This is a genomic window from Acidovorax sp. ACV02 (assembly GCF_014851475.1).
Classification (GTDB): domain Bacteria; phylum Pseudomonadota; class Gammaproteobacteria; order Burkholderiales; family Burkholderiaceae_C; genus Acidovorax; species Acidovorax delafieldii.
Map to the genome: position 1 here is coordinate 161,945 of NZ_JACUZU010000002.1, position 24,790 is coordinate 186,734.

The 24,790-nt window shown below is 67.0% G+C and carries 15 protein-coding genes; 8 read left to right on the top strand and 7 right to left on the bottom strand.

Annotation, left to right across the window (positions count from 1 at the left end; translation table 11 throughout):
- Positions 1 to 11: 11 nt before the first annotated feature.
- Together yajC and IB236_RS04675 are read right to left on the bottom strand one after the other, a co-directional pair.
- Positions 12 to 347, bottom strand: coding sequence for a preprotein translocase subunit YajC (gene yajC, locus IB236_RS04670; RefSeq protein ID WP_015016243.1), 336 nt, complete (start codon positions 345 to 347; stop codon positions 12 to 14).
- A gap of 298 nt (positions 348 to 645) precedes the next feature.
- Positions 646 to 4,215, bottom strand: a complete 3,570-nt coding sequence (locus tag IB236_RS04675; protein WP_192419161.1) for an indolepyruvate ferredoxin oxidoreductase family protein — start codon at positions 4,213 to 4,215, stop codon at positions 646 to 648.
- A 187-nt stretch (positions 4,216 to 4,402) separates the two neighbouring features.
- Here IB236_RS04675 and IB236_RS04680 point away from each other — a divergent pair, with 187 nt between their 5' ends.
- Positions 4,403 to 4,888, top strand: a complete 486-nt coding sequence (locus IB236_RS04680) for an Lrp/AsnC family transcriptional regulator (RefSeq protein ID WP_056067858.1) — start codon at positions 4,403 to 4,405, stop codon at positions 4,886 to 4,888.
- Positions 4,889 to 4,961: 73 nt separating this feature from the next.
- On the opposite strand, the gene IB236_RS04685 is transcribed toward IB236_RS04680, so the two are convergent.
- A complete protein-coding gene (locus tag IB236_RS04685; protein ID WP_192419163.1) occupies positions 4,962 to 6,185 on the bottom strand; it encodes a murein transglycosylase A in 1,224 nt (407 codons plus the stop codon).
- Between IB236_RS04685 and IB236_RS04690 the strand changes: the two genes are divergently transcribed.
- Positions 6,118 to 6,261 (top strand): hypothetical protein, encoded by a 144-nt coding sequence (locus IB236_RS04690; RefSeq protein ID WP_192419165.1) that lies wholly within the window; start codon positions 6,118 to 6,120, stop codon positions 6,259 to 6,261. The two genes, IB236_RS04685 and IB236_RS04690, sit on opposite strands and share 68 nt — an antisense overlap.
- Positions 6,262 to 6,458: 197 nt before the next feature.
- Positions 6,459 to 7,109, top strand: a complete 651-nt coding sequence (locus IB236_RS04695) for an OmpA family protein (RefSeq protein ID WP_056067856.1) — start codon at positions 6,459 to 6,461, stop codon at positions 7,107 to 7,109.
- A gap of 36 nt (positions 7,110 to 7,145) precedes the next feature.
- On the opposite strand, the gene IB236_RS04700 is transcribed toward IB236_RS04695, so the two are convergent.
- From IB236_RS04700 to IB236_RS04715, 4 genes are all read right to left on the bottom strand, one after another.
- Positions 7,146 to 7,775, bottom strand: a complete 630-nt coding sequence (locus tag IB236_RS04700) for a response regulator transcription factor (protein ID WP_056067854.1) — start codon at positions 7,773 to 7,775, stop codon at positions 7,146 to 7,148.
- A gap of 86 nt (positions 7,776 to 7,861) precedes the next feature.
- Positions 7,862 to 9,910 (bottom strand): nitrogen regulation protein NR(II), encoded by a 2,049-nt coding sequence (locus IB236_RS04705; protein WP_370539882.1) that lies wholly within the window; start codon positions 9,908 to 9,910, stop codon positions 7,862 to 7,864.
- Positions 9,907 to 10,722 carry a carbon-nitrogen hydrolase family protein gene (locus tag IB236_RS04710; protein WP_192419166.1) on the bottom strand — a complete coding sequence of 272 codons (816 nt, stop codon included), beginning with the start codon at positions 10,720 to 10,722 and terminating at the stop codon, positions 9,907 to 9,909. The genes IB236_RS04705 and IB236_RS04710 overlap by 4 nt, the downstream gene beginning before the upstream one ends.
- Positions 10,719 to 14,882 carry a YhdP family protein gene (locus tag IB236_RS04715; RefSeq protein ID WP_192419168.1) on the bottom strand — a complete coding sequence of 1,388 codons (4,164 nt, stop codon included), beginning with the start codon at positions 14,880 to 14,882 and terminating at the stop codon, positions 10,719 to 10,721. The genes IB236_RS04710 and IB236_RS04715 overlap by 4 nt, the downstream gene beginning before the upstream one ends.
- A 143-nt stretch (positions 14,883 to 15,025) precedes the next feature.
- Between IB236_RS04715 and glnE the strand changes: the two genes are divergently transcribed.
- From glnE to IB236_RS04740, 5 genes are all read left to right on the top strand, one after another.
- Complete coding sequence (glnE, locus tag IB236_RS04720) at positions 15,026 to 17,791, top strand: bifunctional [glutamate--ammonia ligase]-adenylyl-L-tyrosine phosphorylase/[glutamate--ammonia-ligase] adenylyltransferase (protein ID WP_192419170.1); 2,766 nt, start codon at positions 15,026 to 15,028, stop codon at positions 17,789 to 17,791.
- A gap of 256 nt (positions 17,792 to 18,047) precedes the next feature.
- Positions 18,048 to 18,731: a CerR family C-terminal domain-containing protein gene (locus IB236_RS04725; RefSeq protein WP_192419172.1), complete on the top strand. Its 684-nt coding sequence runs from the start codon at positions 18,048 to 18,050 to the stop codon at positions 18,729 to 18,731.
- A 7-nt stretch (positions 18,732 to 18,738) separates the two neighbouring features.
- Complete coding sequence (locus IB236_RS04730; RefSeq protein WP_192419174.1) at positions 18,739 to 20,121, top strand: efflux transporter outer membrane subunit; 1,383 nt, start codon at positions 18,739 to 18,741, stop codon at positions 20,119 to 20,121.
- A gap of 267 nt (positions 20,122 to 20,388) precedes the next feature.
- Positions 20,389 to 21,603, top strand: a complete 1,215-nt coding sequence (locus tag IB236_RS04735) for an efflux RND transporter periplasmic adaptor subunit (protein WP_192419176.1) — start codon at positions 20,389 to 20,391, stop codon at positions 21,601 to 21,603.
- Positions 21,604 to 21,615: 12 nt separating this feature from the next.
- The gene (locus tag IB236_RS04740; protein WP_192419178.1) at positions 21,616 to 24,756 is read left to right on the top strand and encodes an efflux RND transporter permease subunit; all 3,141 of its coding nucleotides are present in this window, start codon (positions 21,616 to 21,618) and stop codon (positions 24,754 to 24,756) included.
- Positions 24,757 to 24,790 lie beyond the last annotated feature (34 nt).

Consider the following 24,790-nt stretch of genomic DNA (forward strand, 5'->3'; position numbering starts at 1 on the left):
ATGTTCATGGATTACTTGACGGAGCCCTTGGGCAGCACCTGCACCACAGCGCTGCGCTGCATTTGCACTTCCACGCCACTGGCGATCTCGATGTGCAGAAACCCTTCGGACAGGCGCGTCACCTTGCCCACGATGCCACCGGCGGTAGCCACTTCATCGCCCTTGGCAATGGCGTCGATCATGGCGCGGTGTTCTTTCTGGCGCTTCATCTGGGGGCGGATCATGACGAAGTACAGCACCACAAACATGAGCACCAGGGGCAGCATGCCGGTCAGAGAGGACATGATGTCACCGCCGCCAGCGGCTGCGGCAGGTGCGGTTTGGGCGAAAGCGGAAGAAATAAACACGGACTGGACTCCACAACGGATGGTCAAAATTCACACAACCCGCCCACACCAAGCGCCAAAGCGCCTGCGGGGGCAGAACAGGGCATTGTATGCGGCGCCTCGAGCGCCGCCCAAGGGGGAAGACCCAAGCGCGCAGCGGGTGTTTGCCACCTGCGGGCCCCACAAGGGCCTGCCAGCGGAAATACAGGCCAAAAACGGGTGATGCGCTAGGGATTCATGCCTCGATAGCTACACTATTAATAGCAAAAGCCCGCACAGAGGCGGGCTTTGTGGGAGACACTGACGGCAGAAGGACCTATCAGGCGACCTGACGCTGGACCGGGGCGCCCGTGCGCCACTGGGCCATCAGGCCGTCCCACTTGGGACGCGCCGCCTTCAGGTGCCGTTCCTTCACGTGGCCGTAACCACGGATCTCTTCGGGAATGCGGGCAATTTCCACCGCCAAGGCCAGGTTGTCAGCGTTCAGGCGGGCCAGCAGCTCGTCGACGCAGGCGCGGTATTCGACGATCAGTGCACGCTCCATGCGGCGCTCCTCGGTCTTGCCGAAGATGTCCAGTGCCGTGCCGCGCAGGCCTTTCATCTTGGCCAGCAGGCCGAAGGCGCTGCGCATCCAAGGGCCAAACGGCTGCTTCACCAGCTCGCCCTTGTCGTTCTTCTTGGCGGTCAGGGGTGGTGCCAGGTGGTGCACCAGCTTGTAATCGCCTTCGAACATGTTCGCGATCTTGTCCGTGAAGGCCTTGTCGGTGTGCAGGCGCGCCACTTCGTACTCGTCCTTGTAGGCCATGAGCTTGAACAGGTAGCGGGCCACAGCCTCAGACAGGCGGGTGCCGCTGCCCAGTTTTGCTTCCGCCGCCTTCACTTTCTCGACGAAGGCCTGGTACTCGGAAGCGTAAGCGGCGTTCTGATAACCCGTCAGGAACTCCACGCGCTTGGCCACCATCTCGGCCAGCGACGGCTTCTTGACGAACTGGATCACTTGCGCGGCCTGGAACAGCGCCTGCACCGCCGCCAGGTCGTGCGCGCAGCGGCGGCCCCATTCAAACGCAGCCTTGTTGTTGTCCACCTGCACGCCGTTCAATTCCATGGCGCGCATCAGCGATGCGTAGGTGAGTGGCACGCGGCCCTTTTGCCAGGCGTAGCCCAGCATCAGCGGGTTGGTGTAGATGCTGTCGCCCAGCAGCTGGGTGGCCACTTGCTCGGCGTCAAAGCTGCCCACACCTGCCGCGCCCACGGCGGTGGCAATGGCGGCGTCGCAGTTGCCACCAGGGAACTGCCAGTCCGGGTTGTTCACAAACGCCGCCGTAGGCGTGCTGTGGGTGTTGAGCGCTACAAAGGTGCGGCCGGGCTGCATGACAGCCAGGGTGTACTTGTGCGCGGCCACGATGGAGTCGCAGCCGATCACCAGGTCGGCCTTGGCGGTATCAACCTTGGTGGTGTAGATGGCGTCGGGGCGATTGGCGATCTGGATGTGGCTCCAGGTAGCGCCGCCCTTTTGCGCCAGGCCCCCGGCGTCCTGCGTGATCACGCCTTTGCCATCGAGGTGCGCGGCCATGCCCAGCAGCGAGCCGATGGTGATCACGCCCGTGCCGCCCACGCCGCCCACCACAATACCCCAGGCGCTTTCAGCCACGGGTAGCACGGGCTCAGGAATGAAGGGCAGCGCCGACAGGTCGCCCTTCTTCTCCTTCTTGGGCTTCTTGAGCTGGCCACCTTCCACCGTCACAAAGCTCGGGCAGAAGCCGTTGACGCAGGAGTAGTCCTTGTTGCACGTGCTCTGGTTGATCCGGCGCTTGCGGCCGAACTCGGTCTCCACGGGCTCCACGCTCAGGCAGTTCGACTTCGTCGAGCAGTCGCCGCAGCCCTCGCACACCAGGTCGTTGATGACCACGGTCTTGTCAGGGGTGGCCAGCTTGCCGCGCTTGCGACGGCGGCGCTTTTCGGTGGCGCAGGTCTGGTCGTAAATGATGGCCGTGCAGCCCTTGATCTCACGGAACTGGCGCTGGATGGTATCCAGATCGTCGCGGTGGTGCACCGTCACGCCATCGGCCAGGGCCACACCGTCGTATTTGTGCGGCTCGTCGGTCACGATCACGAGCTTTGCCACACCTTCGGCCTTGAGGCTGTTCATGATCTGCAGCACCGAGTGGCCCTCAGGCCGCTCGCCCACCTGCTGGCCGCCGGTCATGGCCACGGCGTCGTTGTAGAGCACCTTGTAGGTGATGTTCACACCCGCCGCAATGCTCTGGCGAATGGCCAGCAGGCCGCTGTGGAAGTAGGTGCCGTCGCCCAGGTTGGCGAAGATGTGCGCGTCAGTGGTGAAGGGCTGCTGACCGACCCAGGTCACGCCCTCGCCGCCCATTTGCGTGAAGGTGCTGGTGCGGCGGTCGGGCATCCAGTTGACCATGTAGTGGCAGCCAATGCCGGCGACGGCGCGGGAGCCTTCGGGCACGCGGGTGCTGGTGTTGTGCGGGCAGCCGCTGCAGAACCACGGAGCGCGTTCGCCCGTGTCCACCTTCAACTCCGTCATGGCGCGTTCGCTGGCCTCGATGATGGCAAGGCGTGCCTCCATGCGGGCCACGATGTCAGAGGGCACACCCAGCTTCTTGAGGCGCTTGGCAATTGCCTTGGCGATGATGGCGGGCGTGAGGTCGGCCTTGGCGCGCAGCAGCCAGTTCTGGCTGGGGTTGGGCATGCTCCATTCGCCGCCGGTGGCGTCGCCCTCGGGCTCGTCGAACTTGCCCAGCACGTTGGGACGCACATCGGGGCGCCAGTTGTACAGCTCCTCCTTGAGCTGGTATTCGATGACCTGGCGCTTTTCCTCCACCACCAGAATCTCTTGCAGGCCCTGGGCAAAGTCACGCGTGATGGTGGCTTCGAGCGGCCACACCACGTTGACCTTGTGTACGCGGATGCCCAGGCTGCGGCAGGTGTCGTCGTCCAGGCCCAGGTCCACCAGCGCCTGGCGCGTGTCGTTGTAGGCCTTGCCGCTGGCGATGATGCCGAAGCGGTCCTGTTTGCCTTCGATGACGTTGTAGTTGAGCTTGTTGGCGCGGATGTACGCCAGGGCCGCGTACCACTTGTAGTCCATGAGGCGCGCCTCCTGCTCCAACGGCGCATCAGGCCAGCGGATGTGCAGGCCGCCGGGCGGCATCACGAAGTCCTCGGGCATCACGATCTTCACGCGGTCCGGGTCGATGTTGATGCTGCTGGACGACTCCACCACCTCCTGAATGGTCTTCATGCCCGACCACACGCCCGAAAAACGACTCATGGCAAAGGCGTGCAGGCCCATGTCCAGAATTTCTTGCACGCTGCTCGGGAAGAACACCGGCGTGCCGCAGGCCTTGAAGATGTGGTCGCTCTGGTGCGCGGCCGTGCTGCTCTTGCTGATGTGGTCGTCGCCCGCAATCGCGATCACGCCGCCGTGCTTGGCGGTGCCCGCCATGTTGGCGTGCTTGAACACGTCCGAGCAGCGGTCCACGCCCGGGCCCTTGCCGTACCAGATGCCGAAGACGCCATCGAACTTTTTGCTTTGCGGGTACAGGTCGAGTTGCTGCGTGCCCCACACGGCCGTGGCGCCCAGTTCTTCGTTCACGCCGGGCTGAAAGACGATGTTGTTGGCCGCCAGGTGCTTCTTGGCGGCCCACAGCGCCTGGTCGTACGTGCCCAGGGGCGAGCCCCGGTAGCCACTGATGAAGCCCGCTGTATTGAGCCCCGCCGCCGCATCGCGCTGGCGCTGCAGCATGGGCAGGCGCACGAGGGCCTGCACGCCGCTCATGAAGGCGCGGCCCTCGCCCAAGGTGTATTTGTCATCCAAAGTGACCGTCTCTAGCGCTTTGCGGATGGACTCGGGCAGGGGGGCGTTCATGGCTATGTCTCCAATGGCTTTTGTGGGGTCCGCGCCTTGTGGGCACGCTGGGGCAGCACCTGCGGCCCGTTTAGGGCCACGGCACTAATGTGCAGGTAAGTGTATGTCTGCGCCGCTGATATGTCTTTGCGTTCTGTGCCGTGTTTAGGCTATTCTGAGAAAGGATCTTTCTCTTTTCTGCCACTTTGTGAACACTCTCGACAAATTCGATATCGCCATCCTCAACGAGCTGCAGGCTGACGCCCGACTGACAAATGCCGAGCTGGCCCAGCGGGTGGGCCTGTCGGCCGCACCCTGCTGGCGCCGCGTGCGGGCGCTGGAGGAGCAAGGCTTCATCAAGGGCTACCGCGCAGAGATCGACCGGCACAAGATCGGCCTCGGGGTACTGGCCTTCGTGCGGCTGGATGCAGACCGCAGCACGGGCAACCTCACGCGCAAGATGGAGGAAGCCATCCGACAGATTCCGGAAGTGGTGTCGTGCCACTACATCAGCGGCACCGGCACCTTCGAGCTGCAGGTGGTGGCACGGGATCTGGACAGCTTCTCGCAGTTTGCGCGCGACGTGCTGCTGAACCTGCCCAATGTGAAAGACATGCACACCAGCTTCTCGCTGGGTGAGGTGAAGGCCAGCGGGGCGCTGCCGCTGACACACCTCACACGCACACGGGCTTGAAGGCGCGCCGCCCTGGCTCTGCCAGCTCCAAAAGGCAGGGCAGATTGGGGCCACGCCTCATTTCATGAGCGCCTCAGCGCGGCCACAGCGCCCAAAGGCGCAAGTTCTGCTTGAGCCGGCCCGCGATGTCACCCGCCTCTGGCCCCCAACCCGTGAAATAGTCCGCACGCACTGCACCGAGGATGGCGCTGCCTGTGTCCTGTGCGAGCACCAGGCGGTTGAGCTGCACCTGCGGGCCGGACGAAGCCAGCCACACGGGTGTGCCGTAGGGAATGCTCTGCCGGTCCACCGCAATCGATCGGCCCGGCGTCAAGGGCACGCCCTGCGCACCACGCGGGCCAAACCCGGCGTCCAGCGGGCTCAAAGGCTCTTCGCGGAAGAACACATAGCGAGGGTTGTTCCACAGCAGCTCATTGGTGCGCTGGGGGTTCGCGGCCACCCAGGCTCGGATGCCCGGCCAGGTCGCATCGCGCGTCAGGCCCTGGTCCAGCAGCCAGCGGCCCACGCTCTGGTAGGGCTGGTCATTGGTGCCTGCGTAGGCTACCCGCACCAGCGAGACCGAGCCATCGGGCTCGGTGATGCGCAGACGGCCCGACCCCTGGATGTGCAGCACCATGGACTCGATGGGATCACGCAGCCACGCAATGGCCCGACCCGCGAGCGCGGCCTGGGCCTCCGGCAGGGTGTCAATCTGCTGGCGGGTGTACCAGGGCTTGCGCGCCCCCAGGCTGGCGGGTACCCGATAGATAGGCACCGTGAAGCCATTGCCGGGCTGCCGTGCCGCGTCCATCATGGGTTCGTAGTAGGCCGTCAGCAGACCATCGGCGTTGCCGTCAGTGGCCTCGACGCGGTAGGGCTGCAAGCGTGCGATGAGCCAGGCGCGCTGCTCATCGGCCGTGGCAATGCTCAGCTGCCGGACCTCGCTGCACAGCGCAGTGAAGGGCGGCTGGGGCCGCTCGCAGCTCTTGATCCACGCGTTCCAGGCTTCGTGCAGCGCGTCTTCGGTAAAGCCCGGCAGCTCGGCCCAGCGCACGGGAATCCAGCGGCTTTTGGGCTGCACCATGGGAGATGGCAGCGGGCCGGTGTCGCCCGGCAGCACCACCGCACTGGGCGGCTGCGGCGCAGGAGTGCCCCCAGGGCGTGCGGGGACTGGGGCAGGGGGCGTGGAGCAGGCGGCCAGCGTTCCTACAATCAGCGCGGTTAACGCAACGCGCAGGAGTGTCAATTTCATGGGGCTGATTTTGCTTGAAGCGCTGCTGGCGCTGGTGGTACTGGTGGCTATCGTGTGGTGGACCATGTTCTCGGGCCGCAAGGGAGGGGAACTGAAGTCCCCACCGCCCGCCGACAGCGACAAGCATCCGCCATCGCCTTGAACGGGCAGTGGGTTGCGCCCCAGGGACGGCCCTGTCCTACAACCGATGGGCCAGCGCGCCGATGGCACAGCTTCATTGCGGGCCCCACGATGGCGTGAGCTGGGTGACGCCACTGCACGGGACGCGATAACGCTCCGACAGCGCGGCGGGCGCAAGGCCCGCCCACCCAGCGCCACCGCTTTTCAAGGAGCACACACATGCGCACACACATTCAAATTCTCGGCGCTGCCGCCGCCATCGTTCTGGTCACCGGATGCGCCAGCATGGATGACACCCAGCGCCGTACGGCCACCGGAGCGGGCATTGGGGCGCTGGCAGGCGCGGTCATCGGCTCCGCGACCGGCGGCAGCGCCGGGACCGGCGCCGTGGTGGGGGCCGGTGTCGGGGCACTGGGCACCTACATCTGGTCGCAAAATATGGAGCGCCAAAAGCGCGAGATGGAACAGGCCACCCAGGGCACCGGTATCGCCGTGACCCAGACGGCTGACAACCAGCTCAAGCTCAATATCCCCAGCGACATCTCGTTTGCCGTGGGCCGCTCGGACATCCAGCCCAACTTCGCGCCGGTCCTGGACCAGTTTGCCGCAGGCCTGCGCAACAACCCGAACACGGACGTACGCATCGTGGGGCACACCGACAGCACAGGCAGCGATGCCACCAACAACCCCCTGTCGATGGACCGCGCCGCAAGCACCCGCAGCTACCTGACAGCGCGCGGTGTGGATGGCCGCCGCATCGTGATCGAAGGCATGGGCGAGCGTTACCCCATCGCTACCAACGACACCGCCGAGGGCCGTGCGCGCAACCGGCGGGTCGAGATTTTTGTGGGCGAACGACCACGGGGCTGATCGCCCGGACTGCGAACTCCCCGTCAGAAGGTGGACTCAGTTACCCGTGCGCAGCAGGTTGGCCAACTCCACAGCGGACTTGACCTGCATCTTGTCGAACACCCGTGAGCGGTGAACCTCGACCGTGCGCACGCTGATGTCGAGCTGGTCAGCGATGAGCTTGTTGGGAAGACCGGCCACCACCAGGTCCATCACATCACGCTCCCGCTCGGTCAGTTCGCTCAGCCGCACCTGCAAGTCACTGCGTTCGCGCACCTGGGCCAGCCGCTCGGCCGATTGGGCGAGTGCCTGCTCGATGCGGTCCACCAGCGCGTTGTCGGAAAACGGCTTCTCGCAAAAATCAAAGGCCCCCCGCTTGACGGTGTCCACGGCGGTGGGCACGTCCGCATGGCCAGTGAGAAAGATCACCGGCATGGTGGCCAGGTCGCCCCGCGCGGCCAACACGTCAAACAGTGCCAGCCCGCTCATGCCAGGCATACGCACATCCAGCAGCAGGCAACAGGGCTGGCGTTGGGGGGGCCGCTTTTGCAGCATGGCATCGAAGGCTTCGGCCGAATCAAAGGACTCGCTGGGCAGCCTGCGCGAGCGCAGCAGCCAGGCCAGCGCCTCGCGCACGCTGGCGTCATCGTCCACGATGTACACGGTGGCGTTGGTGATGGGCTCCATAGATCAGTTCAGTTGTCCATTGCAATGTCAGTCACGCGCAGACGATGAAAGCACCAAAGCCCCATCGCTGGCAGCCGTAACGTGCCTCAGGGGGTGGGTCCATTGTTCACGGGCAGCGTGAAGGTAAATACCGTACCACGGGGCTCATTCGGCGCAAATCCGAGAAAACCGCCGTGTTGTTCGATGACGGTGCGGCACATGCTCAACCCCAAGCCCATGCCCTCCGGGCGGGTGGTGAAAAACGGGGTGAACAGTTTTTCTGCGACCTCAGGGGGAATCCCGGTTCCCACATCGGTCACAGCAAATTCAATCCAGCCGTTATGCGGATTGGAGGCAGCACGCCGCACCCGGATATCCAGCACGCGATTGCGCACGCCGGGATCATCCATCGCCTGCATGGCATTGCGCGCCAGGTTCAGCAACACCTGCTCCACCATCGTACGGTCACACAGCGCGGGCGCCAGGCCCTGCTCCACCGATGTGTTGACGCGCACGCCCAGTTTGCGGGCCTGCAGGCTCACCAGCGGCAGGATGGCATCGAGCAATTGCTGCGCATGCACTGCCTCACGGGCTTGGTCGCGGCGCCGGACGAAGTCGTGAACACTTTTGATCACTCGGCCCGCTCGCTCGGCCTGGCGGGCAATCTGGCGCATGGCCATGCGCACATCCTCCAGCGCGTCGGGCTCGGGTACAGACGCACTGGCGGGAGTGGCATGTTCCAGCAGGTTGATGGAACCATTGGCGTAGCTGGAGATGGCGGCCAGCGGCTGGTTGAGTTCATGGCTGAGCAACGAAGCCATCTCGCCCACCGTGGCCAGCCGCGCCGTGGCCTGCAGCCGCTCCTGCGAGGCGCGGGACAGCTCCTCCACCCGGCGCTGTTCACTGATGTCCAGGAACGCGCTCATCCAGCCGGTGTGCTGGCCTTGGGCATTGATGAGCGGGGCCTCGATGATCAGCACGGGAAACCGCGTGCCGTCCTTGCGCATGAACTCGGACTCAAATCCCTCGCGCGGCGGCATGGTGCCGGCAAAACGGATGGCCTGGCGCTGGCGGTATTCCTCCACACGCTCGGGGGGCCAATAGGGTGCCGACATGCTCAGGCCCAGCAGCTCCTGCGGGCTGAAGCCCACCATCTCGCAGAAGGCCGGGTTGACGTAGGTGATGCGCCCCTCCAGGTCGCGCGCGCGAAGCCCGGTCACCAGCGAGTCCTCCATCGCCTTGCGAAAGGCCAGCGCATCGGCCAGGTCACGTTCGGCGCGCAGGCGGCGGCGGTTGTCGCGCACCAGCACCACCATCACCGTCACCAGCGCAATCGACATGGCCGTGACCAGGGCCGTCAACACATTGGGGAACAGGCTGGGTGCACTGTGCCAGCTGTCCATGCGCAGCACCAATGTACTGCCTGGCAAGTCCAGCAGATGCTGCGCCGAGAACATGCGCGACCCCCGTCGCGCCGCTCCCAACACCGCCAGCCGGGTGCCGTCAGCCTCTGTGAAGGAGGCTTCCTGGCTGCGCGTGAGGTTGTGCCCCACCAGATTGGCCAGGATGTCCTGCAGCGCATACGTCGCGACCAGATACCCCATGGTGCGTCCGCTGGCAGACAACGGAACACACAGCTCCATCATCTCCGAGCCCAGGCCGTCACCATGGGGCTGAAAGTAGCTGCTGGAATACGCTGGCCCCCCCAGGCGACGCGCGTTGGCACAGGCGATAGTGAGGTCCGACTGGCCACTGTCGCGCAGCCGCATGTCCCAGGCCACCGGGCGGTAGGGCGACTGCACGTGGGTGCGCATGCGCAGATTCGCATCGCGCAGCTCAATGCGCACGAGCTCGCGCCGGTTACGCAGCAGGTCAGACGCCTCGACCTCCCAGGCCAGATGGCTCGGGTTGTCGCTGGGGAGTGCCTGCAGGCTTTGCAGGTTGTGCGTCAGCGCGGTGCGGATGTCCGAGACTGCATCGGCTGTGTCCCGCTCCAGGCGGGTCTGCACCTGGCTGGCTTCATAGCGCCCGGCAAGCCACACCATGGTGGCAAGCATGGACACCACAAGCAGTACCAGCGCCGTCCATAACGACCAGCGACGCCAGGCTCCGCGCCAGAGCTGCAGCAGGGTGCGTTTGACGGGCGTTGGCTTCACAGCACGCGGTGGGTCAATGCGGGCAGCTGAGCGCGCACGGCACTCAGGCGCTGCGCGTCCAGCTCGCCGGCTACCACGCCAGCGCCTTGATCGCGCTGCGCGATGATGCTGCCCCAGGGGTCCACCAGCATGCTGTGGCCCCAGGTATGGCGGCCGTTGGCGTGCACACCGCCTTGGGCAGGGGCCAGCACATAGGCCAGGTTTTCCACCGCGCGGGCACGCAGCAACACTTCCCAGTGCGCCTGACCCGTGGTGTGCGTGAAGGCGCTCGGCACCAGCAGCAGGTCCGCACCTGCGCGGGCATGCGCGCGGTACAACTCCGGAAAGCGCAGGTCGTAACACACGGACAACCCCACCCGCCAGCGCTGACCGCTGCGCGCTTGCAGATCAAACTGCACCGGGGTGTCACCGGCGTCGATGACACGGCCTTCGTCGTACTGTTCAGCGCCGTTGCTGAAGCGAAAGAGATGGATCTTGTCGTAGCGCGCCACACAGGCACCCGTCGGGTCGAAGACCAGCGTCGTGTTGCGCACACGGTCCGGCGTACCCGTGGCCATCGGCAGCGTGCCGCCCACGATCCACATCTCAAGCGCGCGCGCGGTATCGGCCAGAAACTGCTGGATCACTCCGGAACCAGCGGTCTCGCGCAAGGCGAGCTTGTCAGTGTCCTTGTGCCCCATCAGGCAAAAATACTCCGGCAGCACCGCCAGCTCAGCGCCGCCCTGCGCAGCCTGTTCCAGCAGCTGGCGCGCAACGCGCAGGTTATCGTCCAGCGCGATGCCAGACACCATCTGGATGGCGGCGACTTTCATGAAGGTTCTCCAGTCTTGGGGGGTGGGTTGGCCCGGGGCGTCGCCTCGGTGGCAGGGCTCGATTCGCGCCCGCGGCGGGCCACGCGCACCACCCGCGGGTCGGCCCAGGTGCCATCGATGCGGAATTCCTGCGTGGCAGCCTCGATGAGCGGACCGCGCAAAAACACCTGTGCCAAAAAGCTGCCCAGACCAATCACCGGGTTGATGGCTGTGGCTACAAGCGACGCCGTCATGGCGTTGATCTCTGGCACCACCACCACACGCAGGTCCTGCGTCTCCTGGTCGATGTTGGCGCTGCCTTCCATCAGTACGGCCGCATTGACACCCTTCATCTGCAGGTTGTTGGTGGTGGCCACGCCGCGCTCGATGCGTACATCACCGCGTACAAAATCAAACGCAAAACCTTCACTGAACACATCGCGAAAATCCAGTGTCAAGCGGCGCGGCAATGATTGCAGGCTGAGCACGCCCAGCAGCTTGGCCAGACCAGGATCAGCCTTCAGAAACTGGCCGGATTCGACATTCAGGTTGATCTGCCCCGTCATGCTGCGGTAATCGGGGCTGAAGGGAGCGCCAATCCAGCCCACCTGCCCTTCCATGCGGCCCTTGCCGCGCCGCACCACGTTGGCCATGCCCAGGCGGGCCAGCAGATCGCCCGAGTCGCGGATATCGAGCTTGAAGCTGAGCACGGTGCGCCGCTCGGCCGAACGGGGGCCTGCAGAGGCTGCATTGAGCACCGCCCAGTTGCCGTTGGCAGTGAAAGCTGCTTCGGGCGCCGTGATATTGAACTTGGACAGGCGCCATTCGCGCTGCACCCCCTCGCCGCCCCGGTTCTGGGCCTCCATCTCCACCCGTCCCAGCCGCTTGCCACGCAGCTCGAAATCCTCCACGACGATGTCCAGCGCAGGCAGGTTGCCCGGTTGCTCGTTGAGCAGTTCTTCGACCTGGGTCACGTCGCTTTGCGGCATGTTCACACGCGACAGCCGGGCAAACAAACGGCCGTTGCTGAAGTCGGGCGATCCGGGCTGGCGGTACTCCAGGTAGCCATTGAGTTCGGTGGCATCGAGGTTGGCACGCCAGGTGGAGCCGTCGCGCAGCGCACCTGCCACCACGTTGTGCAGCGTGCGGCCTTGCAACGTGAGCTCGCGCGCGCGCAGCGCCAGGGTGGTGGGCAGATAGTCCTGTGCCACGGCCTGCCCTGCAGGCGTGGTCGCCACTGCGGCACCCCGGGGGGCGGACTCGGCGGCAGTGGCCCGGGCGAGCACCTCGTCCCAGGCGTCCACATCCAGCTTGCCCTGGTTGATGTTGGCAGCCACGCCTTGCGCGGGCATGGGGGCGGACTCGCCATTGCTCAGGCCCACACCGATGGCGCCGCGCAGCACGCGCGGCTGGGCGCCGCTCAGGTCGCGCACATAGGTGGCCGATCCAAGCGGCCCCAGGTCCAGCACGATCTGGTCCCGCAACGGGGGGGCACTGCTCCCGTTGCCGTTGCCGTTGCTGCTCGCCAAGCCCACCAGTGATTCGCGCGCCACCTGGTTGTCAAAGCGCAGGGGCAGGCTGCTGTCCGCCGTCTTGCCCAGCGGGGGCGGCAAGGCCAGGGCCAGGCCCTGCAGGCTGGTGTTGACCTGCAGCTCGGGCACCCCCCGGCGAAACGACAGGGCCAGCGTGTACGGTGCGCTGCCGGTGGCACGCCGCGCCAGTTGCGACAACATGCCCAGCTGCGGGGTTTGCTGCAGGCCTTCGGCCGTGGCGGTGCCCTGCGCACGGATCTGCACCGCCGACTCGGTGGCCGGGGCATTGGCCGCCAGCGCACGCATGCCGCCTTCCAGCCGCACGGGGCCGCCCAGCGCCTGGGCCTGCACATTGGACAGCGAAAACCCGGTCTCGCTGAACTGCACCGCGCCCCGTACGCGGGTGAGTGCAGGGGTGTCGGGGGTGATGCGCAGCTCGTTGCCCGCCAGCGTGACGCTGCCCTGCACCTTGGATTTGTTGATGTCGCTGATGGGCAGGCTCAGTCGCAACTGAAAGTCGGCATTGCCCGTGCCGCTGGCCTGCTCCAGCGCATTGCCCGTCATACGGCCCAGCGGTGACGTGGTCATGAGCGTGAGCAGCTCTGCCAGCGGGCCGCGTGCATCGGCGCTCACGCCCACCACGGTGTGCGCCAGGTCTGGAATGCGGGCATCTACCTTGGACAGCCGCAGGCCCTTGCTGCCAGCAAAACCGCCACTGGCGCCGCGCACCTGCATGGACGAACGCTCAAAAATCAGCTCGCCGCCGAGGTCAGTCAACGCAGGCCAGGGCAGGGTGCCCGCAGGCTGCAGCGCAGTAGGAACGTAGGCATAGGTCACGTCCTTGACGCGCGCCGCAATGCGGAATTCGCCCTGCTTGGGATCGTTGAAGGGCAGGTCGTGCAGATCGCCCTTGACGCGGAACTGCACATTGCTGGCGCTGCCGGCGACCACCGCATCGCGCACATAGTGACGCGAATCGGCAGGAATGGACAAGGGCAGGTAGCGGTGCACCCGGGTGCCGTCGGCGCGGTGCAGCGTGCCCGTGAGGTCCAGCACCCCCGGAAAGCGTGACCGGTGGGGCGCCTTGGATGCGTCGCTGGTGTGCCAGGTGGCACGGGCATCGCCCTGCGCATCGGCGTTGGCGAACTGCACATCATTGGCCTGCACGGCAATACGGCTGCCGTCCAGCTGCCAGCGCACGTCGGCACTGAGCCGGTCCAGCGGCAGGACGGGTTCCTCGAACACCCCTGGCAGGACCAGCGCACCTGACGCCATGGTCAGTGCCGCCTTGCCCCCTGCCTGGTTCATGTCGATGTCCACATTGGCGCCACGCAGACCCAGGTGGGCGGGGGCCGAGCCATCCGTGGCACCCGCCAGTGCCAGCCCCTGGATACGCCCCTTGACCTGGTACTGCTGCAACGCATCCAGAGGCCCCTTCCAGGTGGCCTGGATCTCGCCCACCAGTCCTTGGGGCGTGTAGGTGCGCAAGGCGTCGTGGGCGACCGTCCCCAGCGGCAGGCGGCTCGCCACCTGCGCCAGGGCTGCCAGGTCCAGCCGGTCAGCTCGCAACTCGCCTTGCGCCAGGGCCTTGCCGTTGGCATCGGTGTGCACCAGCCGCAAGTTGCCACCGGGCCAGGTCAGGCCGTCATCGGTCTGGAACTGCAGTGCCTGCGTCGAGAACTCAAAGCCGCCGGTGAGCCTCCGCCCCCCCAGCCGGCCCTGGATGGAAGGAAGAACCAGCGGGCGCAGATCGGCGGCCAGCGTGGTGTTCACATCGGCCAGCGCCAGGTCGGCCGTGCCCCCCACCACCTGGCCGCTGCGCACATCGGCCCAGGCCCGCAACGCGCCCCGGCCCTGCGCCACCTCGATGCCCACATCGGCGTGGTGCCGCAGATGCGACACATCGACCCGCGTGAAGTGCGCAAACACCTGACCGTTCCAGTGCTTCCAGTTGCCATCGCGGGCGCGCAGCAGCGGCGCGCGAAACAAACCCACCAGGCTGAAACGGTCCCCCCATTCCGGCGGCGGCGTGGCATCCACCCGGAGGTTGTGGCGCCAGTTGCCGTTGCGCAAAACCAGATCCACCTTTTCCAGCGCCAGCTCGGGAGCGCCGCGCTGCTCATCGGTCCAGCGCACCGTGCCGTCCTTGATGTAGACCTCGCCCTGCGAGAACAACCAGTCGGCCGCCGCACTGCTGTCGCCCTGGTTCTGGGCAAACTCCAGCCCCGCCACATAGATGCGTCCGTCACTCGCCCGTCGCACATCCAGGTCGGGGCCTTCGATGTAAAGCTGCTCGAACCCCCACTGCAGCAGCGAACGGGGTGACAGCGCCACCACCACACGGGGCAGGCGCAACGCAGTGCGGCCCGAGGCATCCAGCAGCGCGACATCAGACAGCTCGATGGACGGGATCAGCCCCTCGGTGCGGGCCACGATGGCGCCGATCTGCACGGGAACCCCCAATACCCGTGCGGCCTGCGCCTGCAACTGTGGGCGGAAATCACCGATTCGCGGCACAATCCAGCCATGAAGAGCCCCCCATGCGATGGTCAGCAACAGCCAGAAGGCGAGCAACAAGCCCAGCGACCACCGTGCAAAACCTGCGACTATTTTCAGCAGGCGTGAGGGGTGCGAGGTGGGATCGATCATGGTGAGATGGAAAGTGGCAGGAATTATGACCCGCAGCCCTGGCGTGGGTTCACTCGTGACCCGAGTGCCCAGTGAGCTTTTGTATGCCGTCGGGCCCGCAGACCAGCACCCCGCTTCCCGTCCAACATCCGGCTGTGGCTGCCATGCATCCTTCTCTGTCTGACCCCCGCTGCCATCAGCCCCTGCCCGAGGGACCTCTGGCCGAGCATTCCCGCTTCTACCAGCGCCTGCACCGCCGCTACGCCAACGACCTGCCGCTGCTGCCACCCGGTGTTCCGGTGCTTGCGACCATGGAGCAGGCCTACGACGCTCTGTGCGCGCGTGGCTGCGACACCGGGACCGCGCTGCGGGTGCTGCGCCAGCTGGTCATGGAACGACTGATCCAGCTGGACTGCGAAGCGCAGACACCGCTGGCCGACATCACCCGGGCTGTGACCGAACTGGCCGAGCTGGCCCTGGACCGCGCCTGCCAGCAGGCCCGCCGCGAGCTGGACGAACGCCATGGTGCCCCGCGCGGCCCACAGGGCCAGCCCGTGCAGCTGTGGATCATCGGCATGGGCAAACTGGGCGCCCGGGAGCTCAATGTCTCGAGCGACATCGACCTCATCTATGTGTATGAGCACGATGGCGAAACCGCCGGCATGCCCGATGGCCGGGGCCGCATCTCCAACCACGAATACTTTGCGCGCGCCGTCAAGGCCATCTACAGCCTGGTGGGCGACACCACCGAGCATGGCTTCGTCTTCCGGGTGGACCTGGCCCTGCGGCCCAACGGCAACTCGGGCCCCGCATCGGTGTCCCTGGCCGCGCTGGAGGAATACCTGCAGGTGCAGGGCCGCGAATGGGAGCGTTTTGCCTGGCTCAAAAGCCGCGTGGTGGCCCCCCGCGAGTGCATCGGCCGCCCCGAGGTGCAGGCCCTGCGCGGCGTGGTGCTGCCGTTTGTGTTTCGCCGTTACCTGGACTACAGCGTGTTCGATGCGCTGCGCTCACTGCACAGCCAGATCCGGGACCATGCGTCCAAACGCAGCGCCGGGCACCCCGAGCGTGCCAACGACGTCAAGCTCTCGCGCGGCGGCATCCGCGAGATCGAATTCACCGTGCAGCTGCTGCAGGTGGTGCGCGGCGGGCAGTTCCCCGAGCTGCGCCGCCGCCCCACACTGGATGCGCTGCAGCGCCTGGCCCATGCGGGCCTGATGCCGCAGGAAACCGCCGACGCGCTGGCCCGGGCCTATGTGTTCCTGCGACGGGTGGAGCACCGCATCCAGTACCTGGACGACCAGCAGACCCACGTGCTGCCCACCCGCGACGACGACCTGGCCTGGATCGCCTGCACCCTGGGCTACAAGGACTGCTGCGCCTTCCTGCACGAGCTGGACGCACATCGCGAGCTGGTGGCCCAGGAGTTCGACACCCTGCTGGGTGGCAACGGCAAAAAACAATGCAGTGGCGGTGGCTGTGGTGGCCCCCGGGCGGCGGCACCGCCGCCTCCTGAGCTGGAAGGCCTGCTGGAGCAACTGCCACCGGGCTTTCGCGAACGTGTGGCCGAGTGGCGCAACCACCCACGCGTGGCCGGACTCCGTGACGAGGCGCGGGCCCGCCTGTTCCGCCTGGTGCAGCGCACGGCCCAGTGGCTCAAGGAAGGACGCGTCACCGAAGAGGCCACCGTGCGCCTGGCCAACTGGCTGGAGCCGCTGCTGCGGCGCGAAAGCTATCTGGCGCTGCTGCTGGAGCGGCCCTCGGTGCACGAGCAGCTGCTGCACCTGCTGGGCGCGGCCAAGTGGCCCGCGCGTTACCTGCTGCAGCACCCCGGCGTGATCGACGAGCTGGTGGGCGATGCACTGTTGTCCGAACGTTTTGTGGTGGCCGACTTTGAACGCGAGCTGGGCATGCGCCTGGCGTCGCTGCGCTCCACCGGCGAGGACGACGACGAAACCCTGCTCAACCTGCTGCGCCGTGCGCAACATGCCGAGACCTTCCGCACCCTGGCGCGCGATGTGGAGCGCCGCATCACCGTCGAGCAGGTGGCCGACGACCTGAGTGCGCTGGCCGACAGCGTGCTGCGGATCACCAGCCAGTGGTGCTGGAGCCGCCTCAAGAACCGCCACCGCGACGAGCCCCAGTTCGCCATCATTGGCTACGGCAAGCTGGGCGGCAAGGAGCTGGGCTACGGCAGCGACCTGGACATCGTCTTTGTATTTGATGACGACGACGAACGCGCCCCCGAGGTGTACGCGGCCTTTGTGCGCAAGCTCATCAACTGGCTCACCGTCAAGACGGGCGAGGGTGACCTGTACGAGATCGACACAGCCCTGCGGCCCAATGGCAACTCGGGCCTTCTGGTGACGAGCTTCGAGGCCTACGCCAACTACCAGCAGCAACGCGGCAGCAACACCGCCTGGACCTGGGAACACCAGGCCATGACACGTGCGCGCTTCGTGATGGGCAGCGAGGCCTTGCGCGAGCGCTTTGACGCTGTGCGCGAGGCCGTCATCACCTCCGCCCGCGACCCGCTGGCGTTGAAAGACGAGATCGTGACCATGCGCGAGCGGGTGCGCTCGGCCCACCCCACGCCCGCCGGCCGCTTCGACGTGAAGCACAGCCCAGGCGGCATGGTGGACGCCGAATTTGCCGTGCAGTACCTGGTGCTCTCGCAGTCTGCCGCCCACCCCGAATTGCGCGGCAACCTGGGCAACATTGCCCTGCTGCAGCGGGCCGAGCAAGTGGGCCTGCTGCCCCCAGGCGTGGGCCACGCAGCCGCAGATGCCTACCGCGAACTGCGCCGGGTACAGCATGTGGCGCGGCTGGACGAGGCGCCCACCCAGGTCACGCCACCCGCACTGCAGGCCGAGCGCGATGCCGTGCTGGCACTGTGGTCGGCGGTCTTCGGCTCCGCCGCCCCATCGGCCTGATCGGCCGGGTGCACCGCGCCAGGGATGGCCGACTTCTGGAAGGGTCGCGCACCCCTCTACGCCATGTATTGGGACGGTACAGAACATCCATCTGATCTGTCCGCCCCTCGCTGCAACCAACAGGTCAGCCCTGACAGAAACACGGCCGAAACACCCGCGATATTTTTTGAAACAAAAATTTAATCAATCGTTTGATTAAATAGTGCTGTAATCCGGCTCCATGCCAGATTCAGCCCCCAAGCCAACCCGGCCTTCCATGCCCCCCCCACCGCCCACGGAAGGCGCACAGGCCCGCGCGCGGCTGCTACACGCCGCCTTGCGCCTCTTTGCCGAAAACGGCTTTGCCAAGGCGTCCATCCGCGACATTGCCCAGGCGGCGGGTGTCAACCCGGCGTCCATCAGCTACTACTTCGGCGACAAGAACGGGCTGTACCGCGCAGCGTTCACCGAGCCCATGGGCAGCCCCATCGCCGTGGATGCCTGGCCGGACACCTTGCCCGCGTTCATCGAGCTGCTGATCCAGAGCTTCATGCAGCCCCTGCACGAAGGTGATCTGGTCGAGCTGTGCATGCGCCTGCACTTTCGCGAAATGCTGGACCCCACCGGGCTGTGGCAGCAGGAGCTGGAGTGCGAGATCAAGCCCGCCCACGCCGCGCTCGTCGGCCTGCTGTGCAAGGAGTTCGGCCTGAAAACTGCCGATGACGATGTGCACCGCCTGGCCATGGCCATCACCGCCCTGGCGCTGCAGTACTACGTGGGCCGCGACGTGGTGCAGGCCGTGCGCCCCGGCCTCACCGCCACGCCGCGGGGGCTGGCCGCCACCACATCGCGGCTGGTGGACTTTGCCCAGTTCATGGTGGACGGGGAACGCCAGCGCCGCGCTGCGGCCCGCGCGGCCGCCCCCGTCAAAAAAGCCCCCTCTCCCCGTACCCCAGAGTGACTTGCACATGCGACTGATCTCACACAAACCCTTGTGGCTGGCGCTGGTCCTGCCACTGGTGGCCTGCTCCACCACCGCACCACCTGCACAGGTATCGGCACCCACACCTGCGGCCTTGCACGCACCCTTGCCGCACCAGGGCTCCCTCACGGGCATGGCCCGCTGGTGGACCCAGCTGCAAGACCCGCTGCTGGTCGAGCTGATCGACGCCGCCCAGGCCGTGAGCCCGGGCATCGCACAGGCCCAGTCGCGCATTGCGCAGGCCCGCGCCACGCAGGTGGGCAGCCGGGCAGCCTTACTGCCCTCGCTCGACGCACAGGCCAGTGCCAGCCGGGGCTTCAATGACCAGCTGGCGCGTGTGGCCACCACCTCGCAGGCGGGGCTGCAGGCGAGCTGGGAGGTGGACCTGTTGGGCGCCAACCGCGCCGCCAAAACCGCTGCCGATGAGCGGCTGGCCGGCGCGCAGGCCCTGTGGCACGAGGCGCGCGTGAGCGTGGCAGCCGAGGTGGCGCAGCAGACCAGCAGCATCCGCACCTGCCTGGCCCAGCAACAGGTGGCCGAGCGCGACGCGCAGTCCCGTAGCGAAACCTCCCGCCTGTCCCAGCTCAGCGAACGTGCGGGCTTTACTGCGCCCGCCACGGCCTCACTGGCACGCGCCAGCGCCGCCGAGGCCCAGGCCCGTGCCTCACAGCAACGCATGCAATGCGATGTAGAGGTCAAGGCCCTGGTGGCGCTCACCGGCTGGGAAGAACCCACGCTGCGTATCCGGCTGGCCCAGCCGGTGGCTGCGGCCCCGGACGCGTTATTCACCGTGGACGCACTGCCCGCCCAGGTGCTGACCCAGCGCCCTGACGTGTACAACGCTGAGCGCGAAGTGGCTGCCGCCAGTGCGGACGTCGCCAGCGCCCAGGCCCAGCGCTACCCGCGGCTGACCCTCAGCGGCAGTGTGGGTGCAGCCCAGGTGCGCACGGGGGGCGTGACCACCGACCTGAACACCTGGACCATCGGCCCGCTGGCGCTCAGCGTGCCGATCTTTGACGGTGGCCGCCGCGCCGCGCAGACCGATGCGGCGCAGGCCCGCTACGACGAGGCCGCGTCGCAGTACCGCGCCAAGGTGCGCCAGGCCGTGAGCGAGGTCGAGCAAGCCCTGGTGCGCCTGCAAAGCACGGCCGAGCGCAGCGCCAGCGCGCGCACTGCCGCCGAGGGCTACCGCGCATCGTTCGACGCGACCGAGGCGCGCTGGCGTGGTGGCCTGGCCAGTCTGGTGGAGCTGGAAGATGTCCGGCGCACAGCGCTGGCCGCCGAGAACGCGCTGGTCGCACTGCAGCACGAACGCCAGACCGCCTGGATTGCGCTGTACCGCGCCGCCGGTGGTGGATGGAAGCTATGAGACACCCCCCTGAGGCGCTTTGCGCCTCGGTGCGTCCGCCGGAGGCGGCCGCTCTTCACCGCCGTCCAAGCCTGCGCAGGCAGGCTCGGAGCCGCGGCGCTCAGCCCCCGCTCTCGCATTGCTGCGCAATCCGGGCAGGGGAACGCAGCCCTCGCTGCGGGGCGGCCCTTGCTGGGCTGCCCTCGTCTGCGCATCGCCAGTTTCGAGCGCAGTGGGCCACGCCCAACACCATGCACAGCTGATATGAACTCCCCAGGACAGATGCACATGCAACACTCCTCTTTCTCCTTCAAGTTTTCCCCCACCGCCTTCGCCGTGATCGCCGCCTGCGTGCTGGCCACGGGCGGTGCACTGGTTTTCTCGGGCGCATCGCGTGCCGCCGATGAACCCAAGGCGGGCCAGCCCCGGCCTGCGCTCACGGTGAGCACGTCCCAGCCGCAGCGCATGCCAGTGCCGCTGCGCCTGGCCGCCAACGGCAACATCGCCGCGTGGCAAGAGGCGAGCATTGGGGCCGAGAGCAACGGCCTGCGCCTGACTGACGTGCGTGTGAACGTGGGCGATGTGGTCAAGGCCGGGCAGGTGCTGGCCACCTTCTCGGCCGACACGGTGCTGGCCGATGTGGCCCAGAGCCGCGCGAGCCTGCTCGAAGCCCAGGCCAATGCGGCCGAGGCCTCCGCCAATGCCGACCGCGCCCGCTTGTTGCAAGCCACGGGCGCACTCAGCCAGCAGCAGATCCAGCAGTTCACCACGGCTGAGCAAACCGCCCAGGCCCGCGTGGAAGCGTCCAAGGCCGCGCTGAACGCGCAGCAGCTGCGCCTCAAATACACGCAGGTGGTGGCGCCTGACAGCGGCGTGATCTCGGCCCGCACGGCCACCGTGGGCGCGGTGGTGGGGGCAGGCACGGAGCTGTTCCGCATGGTGCGCAAGGGCCGGCTGGAGTGGCGCGCCGAGGTCACGTCCACCGAGCTGCGGCGCATCCAGCCCGGGGCCAAGGTCAGCGTTACGGCTGCCAGCGGCGCCGCGGCCGAGGGCACCGTGCGCATGGTCGCACCCACGGTGGACCCGCAAACGCGCAATGCGCTGGTCTATGTGGACCTGCCCGCCAACACCGACTTCCGTGCCGGGATGTTTGCGCGGGGCGAGTTCGCACTGGGCAGCAGCGACGCACTCACCGTGCCGCAAGAGGCGCTGGTGGTGCGCGACGGGTTCTCGTACGTGTTTGTGGTGGGCGGAGACCAGCGCGTGCAGATGCGCAAGGTCCAGACCGGCCGCCGCGTGGCCGACCGGGTCGAGGTGCTGTCGGGCCTGGACGCAGGAGCCTCCGTCGCCGTGCGCGGTGCGGGCTTTTTGAACGATGGCGACCTGGTGCGCGTGGCGGCCCCTGCGGCGGCGCCAGCGGCTGGCAAGCAGTCCTCCAGCCAGCATTTCATGCAAAAAGTGCCTGTAGCGCTAGTGGATCATGCGCAAGCAGCTATCAATTAAGGAGCATTCCACATGAATGTGTCCACCTGGTCCATCAAGAACCCCATCCCGGCGCTGATGCTGTTTGTGCTGCTGACCTTCGGCGGCCTGCTGTCCTTCAACGCCATGAAGGTGCAGAACTTTCCCGACATCGACCTGCCCACGATCTCCGTGACCGTGGCGCTGCCGGGCGCCTCGCCCGCGCAGCTGGAGAACGACGTGGCGCGCAAGATCGAGAACAGCATCGCCACGCTGCAGGGCCTCAAGCACATCTACACCAAGGTGCAGGACGGCGGCGCCACCATCACCGCCGAGTTCCGGCTGGAGAAGCCCACACAGGAGGCGCTGGACGACGTGCGCTCCGCCGTGGCCCGTGTGCGCGGCGACCTGCCGGGTGACGTGCGCGACCCCATCGTGACCAAGATGGACCTGGCCGCGCAGCCCGTGCTGGCCTTCACCATCGCGTCGGCCCGCATGGACGACGAGGCGCTGTCCTGGTTTGTGGACGATGCCGTGGCCAAGAAGCTGCTCACCGTGCGCGGCGTGGGCGCCGTCAACCGCGTGGGCGGTGTGCAGCGCGAGGTGCATGTGGCACTCGACCCGGTCAAGCTGCAGTCCCTGGGCGCCACGGCGGCTGACGTGTCACGCCAGCTGCGGCTGGTGCAGACGGAGAGTGCCGGCGGCCGCACCGACCTGGGCGGCAGCGAGCAGCCGGTGCGCACGCTGGCCACGGTGCAGTCGGCGCAGGAGCTGGCGGGCCTCACGCTCGCACTGTCGGACGGCCGCCACGTGCGGCTGGACCAGGTGGCCACGGTGACAGACACCATCGCCGAGCCCCGCGCGCTGGCCCTGCTCAACGGCAAGCCGGTGGTGGGCTTCGAGGTCGCACGCAGCAAGGGCGCGAGCGAAGTGGAAGTGGGCGCTGCCGTGCAGGCGGCCCTGCAAGAGATGCGCGCGCAGCACCCGGACCTGGAAATCACCGAGGCCTTCAACTTCGTGCAGCCCGTGCAGGAGGAATACGATGGCTCCATGCACCTGCTGTACGAAGGCGCGCTGCTGGCCGTGCTGGTGGTGTGGCTCTTCCTGCGCGACTGGCGCGCCACCTTCGTGTCGGCCGTGGCGCTGCCGCTGTCGGTGATCCCGGCGTTCATCGGCATGTACTGGCTGGGCTTCTCGATCAACGTGATCACGCTGCTGGCGCTGTCGCTGGTGGTGGGCATCCTGGTGGACGACGCCATCGTGGAAGTCGAGAACATCGTGCGCCACCTGCGCATGGGCAAGACGCCCTACCAGGCGGCCATGGAGGCGGCCGACGAGATCGGCCTGGCCGTGATCGCCACCACCTTCACGCTGATCGCGGTGTTTCTGCCCACGGCGTTCATGAGCGGCATTGCGGGCAAGTTCTTCAAGCAGTTTGGCTGGACAGCATCGCTCGCGGTGTTTGCCAGCCTGGTGGTGGCGCGCCTGCTCACGCCCATGATGGCGGCCTACATCCTCAAGCCCATCGTGGGGGACCACAAGGACCCGCGCTGGATGACGGTGTACCTGCGCTGGGCCGCGTGGTGCATCAAACACCGGTGGATGACCTTCGTTGCCACGGCGGCCTTTTTCATCGGCTCGCTGGCGCTGATCCCGCTGCTGCCCACCGGCTTCATCCCGCCGGACGACAACTCGCAGACCCAGGTGTACCTGGAGCTGCCACCCGGCGCCACGCTGGCGCAGACGCGTGCCGTGGCCGAGGACGCGCGGCAGCGCATCGCCAAGGTGGAGCATGTGCAAAGTGTGTACACCACCATCGGCGGCGGCTCGGCCGGCACTGACCCCTTCATGGGCGGCGCCAGCACCGAAACGCGCAAGGCCACGCTGACCATCTTGCTGTCCGAGCGCGGCGACCGTCCGCGCAAGCAGGGCATCGAGAACCAGATCCGCGCCGCGCTGGAGACGCTGCCTGGCGTGCGCAGCAAGGTGGGCCTGGGCGGCTCGGGCGAGAAGTACGTGCTGGTGCTCACGGGCGACGACCCGCAGGCGCTGACCACGGCCGCATTGGCGGTCGAGAAAGACCTGCGCACCATCCCCGGCCTGGGCAGCATCTCGTCCACCGCCAGCCTCGTGCGCTCCGAAATTGCCGTGCGCCCCGACTTTGCGCGCGCCGCCGACCTGGGCGTGACCAGCAGCGCGATTGCCGAAACGCTGCGCATTGCCACCGTGGGCGACTACGACGTGTCGCTGCCCAAGCTCAACCTGGCCGCGCGCCAGGTGCCCATTGTCGTCAAGCTGCAGGACGATGCGCGCAAGGACCTGTCGCTGCTGGAACGCCTGCCCGTGCCCGGCGCCAAGGGCCCGGTGATGCTGGGCCAGGTGGCCACGCTGGAGTTCAGCGGCGGCCCGGCCGTGGTGGACCGCTACGACCGCGCGCGCAACGTGAACTTCGAGATCGAACTCTCGGGCCAGCCGCTGGGCGACGTGACGAAGGCGGTCGAAGCGCTGCCCTCCATCCAGAACCTGCCGCCGGGCGTGCGCCAGATCACGATTGGCGATGCCGAGATGATGGGCGAGCTGTTTGCCAGCTTTGGCCTGGCCATGCTCACCGGCGTGCTGTGCATCTACATCGTGCTGGTGCTGCTGTTCAAGGACTTCCTGCACCCGGTGACCATCCTGGCGGCGCTGCCGCTGTCGCTGGGTGGCGCGTTTGTGGGGCTGCTGATTGCGCAGAAGAGCTTCTCGATGCCCTCGCTCATCGGGCTGATCATGCTCATGGGCATTGCCACCAAAAACTCCATCCTGCTGGTGGAGTACGCGATTCTGGCGCGGCGCGAGCATGGCATGACGCGCTTTGAGGCGCTGATCGACGCCTGCCACAAGCGCGCACGGCCCATCATCATGACCACGCTGGCCATGGGTGCGGGCATGCTGCCGATCGCCATCGGCCTGGGTGCTGCGGACGCGAGCTTTCGCTCGCCCATGGCGGTGGCGGTGATTGGTGGACTCATCACCTCCACGCTGCTGAGCCTCCTGGTGATTCCGGCGGTGTTCACCGGGGTGGACGACCTGGGCCAGGGGTTCGGCCGGCTGGCCCGCCGCCTGCGCGGGGGGCGCCATGCCCCGGGCGCACCTGCAGCCCCCACAGCCACAGCCGCCGCCACGGCGCAACCAGCACCTCCCTCCGCCCCCTGACGCCAAGTCTTGGCGCGCCCCCCGGCGTGAGCCC

Coding starts and splice junctions, on each gene's coding strand:
- IB236_RS04675 (WP_192419161.1), bottom strand. CDS start 4,215: ATGAACGCCCCCCTGCCCGAGTCCATCCGCAAAGCGCTAGAGACGGTC.
- IB236_RS04690 (WP_192419165.1), top strand. CDS start 6,118: ATGGGGCTGATTTTGCTTGAAGCGCTGCTGGCGCTGGTGGTACTGGTG.
- IB236_RS04685 (WP_192419163.1), bottom strand. CDS start 6,185: ATGGTCCACCACACGATAGCCACCAGTACCACCAGCGCCAGCAGCGCT.
- IB236_RS04695 (WP_056067856.1), top strand. CDS start 6,459: ATGCGCACACACATTCAAATTCTCGGCGCTGCCGCCGCCATCGTTCTG.
- IB236_RS04700 (WP_056067854.1), bottom strand. CDS start 7,775: ATGGAGCCCATCACCAACGCCACCGTGTACATCGTGGACGATGACGCC.
- IB236_RS04710 (WP_192419166.1), bottom strand. CDS start 10,722: ATGAAAGTCGCCGCCATCCAGATGGTGTCTGGCATCGCGCTGGACGAT.
- IB236_RS04715 (WP_192419168.1), bottom strand. CDS start 14,882: ATGATCGATCCCACCTCGCACCCCTCACGCCTGCTGAAAATAGTCGCA.
- glnE (WP_192419170.1), top strand. CDS start 15,026: ATGCATCCTTCTCTGTCTGACCCCCGCTGCCATCAGCCCCTGCCCGAG.
- IB236_RS04725 (WP_192419172.1), top strand. CDS start 18,048: ATGCCCCCCCCACCGCCCACGGAAGGCGCACAGGCCCGCGCGCGGCTG.
- IB236_RS04730 (WP_192419174.1), top strand. CDS start 18,739: ATGCGACTGATCTCACACAAACCCTTGTGGCTGGCGCTGGTCCTGCCA.
- IB236_RS04735 (WP_192419176.1), top strand. CDS start 20,389: ATGCAACACTCCTCTTTCTCCTTCAAGTTTTCCCCCACCGCCTTCGCC.
- IB236_RS04740 (WP_192419178.1), top strand. CDS start 21,616: ATGAATGTGTCCACCTGGTCCATCAAGAACCCCATCCCGGCGCTGATG.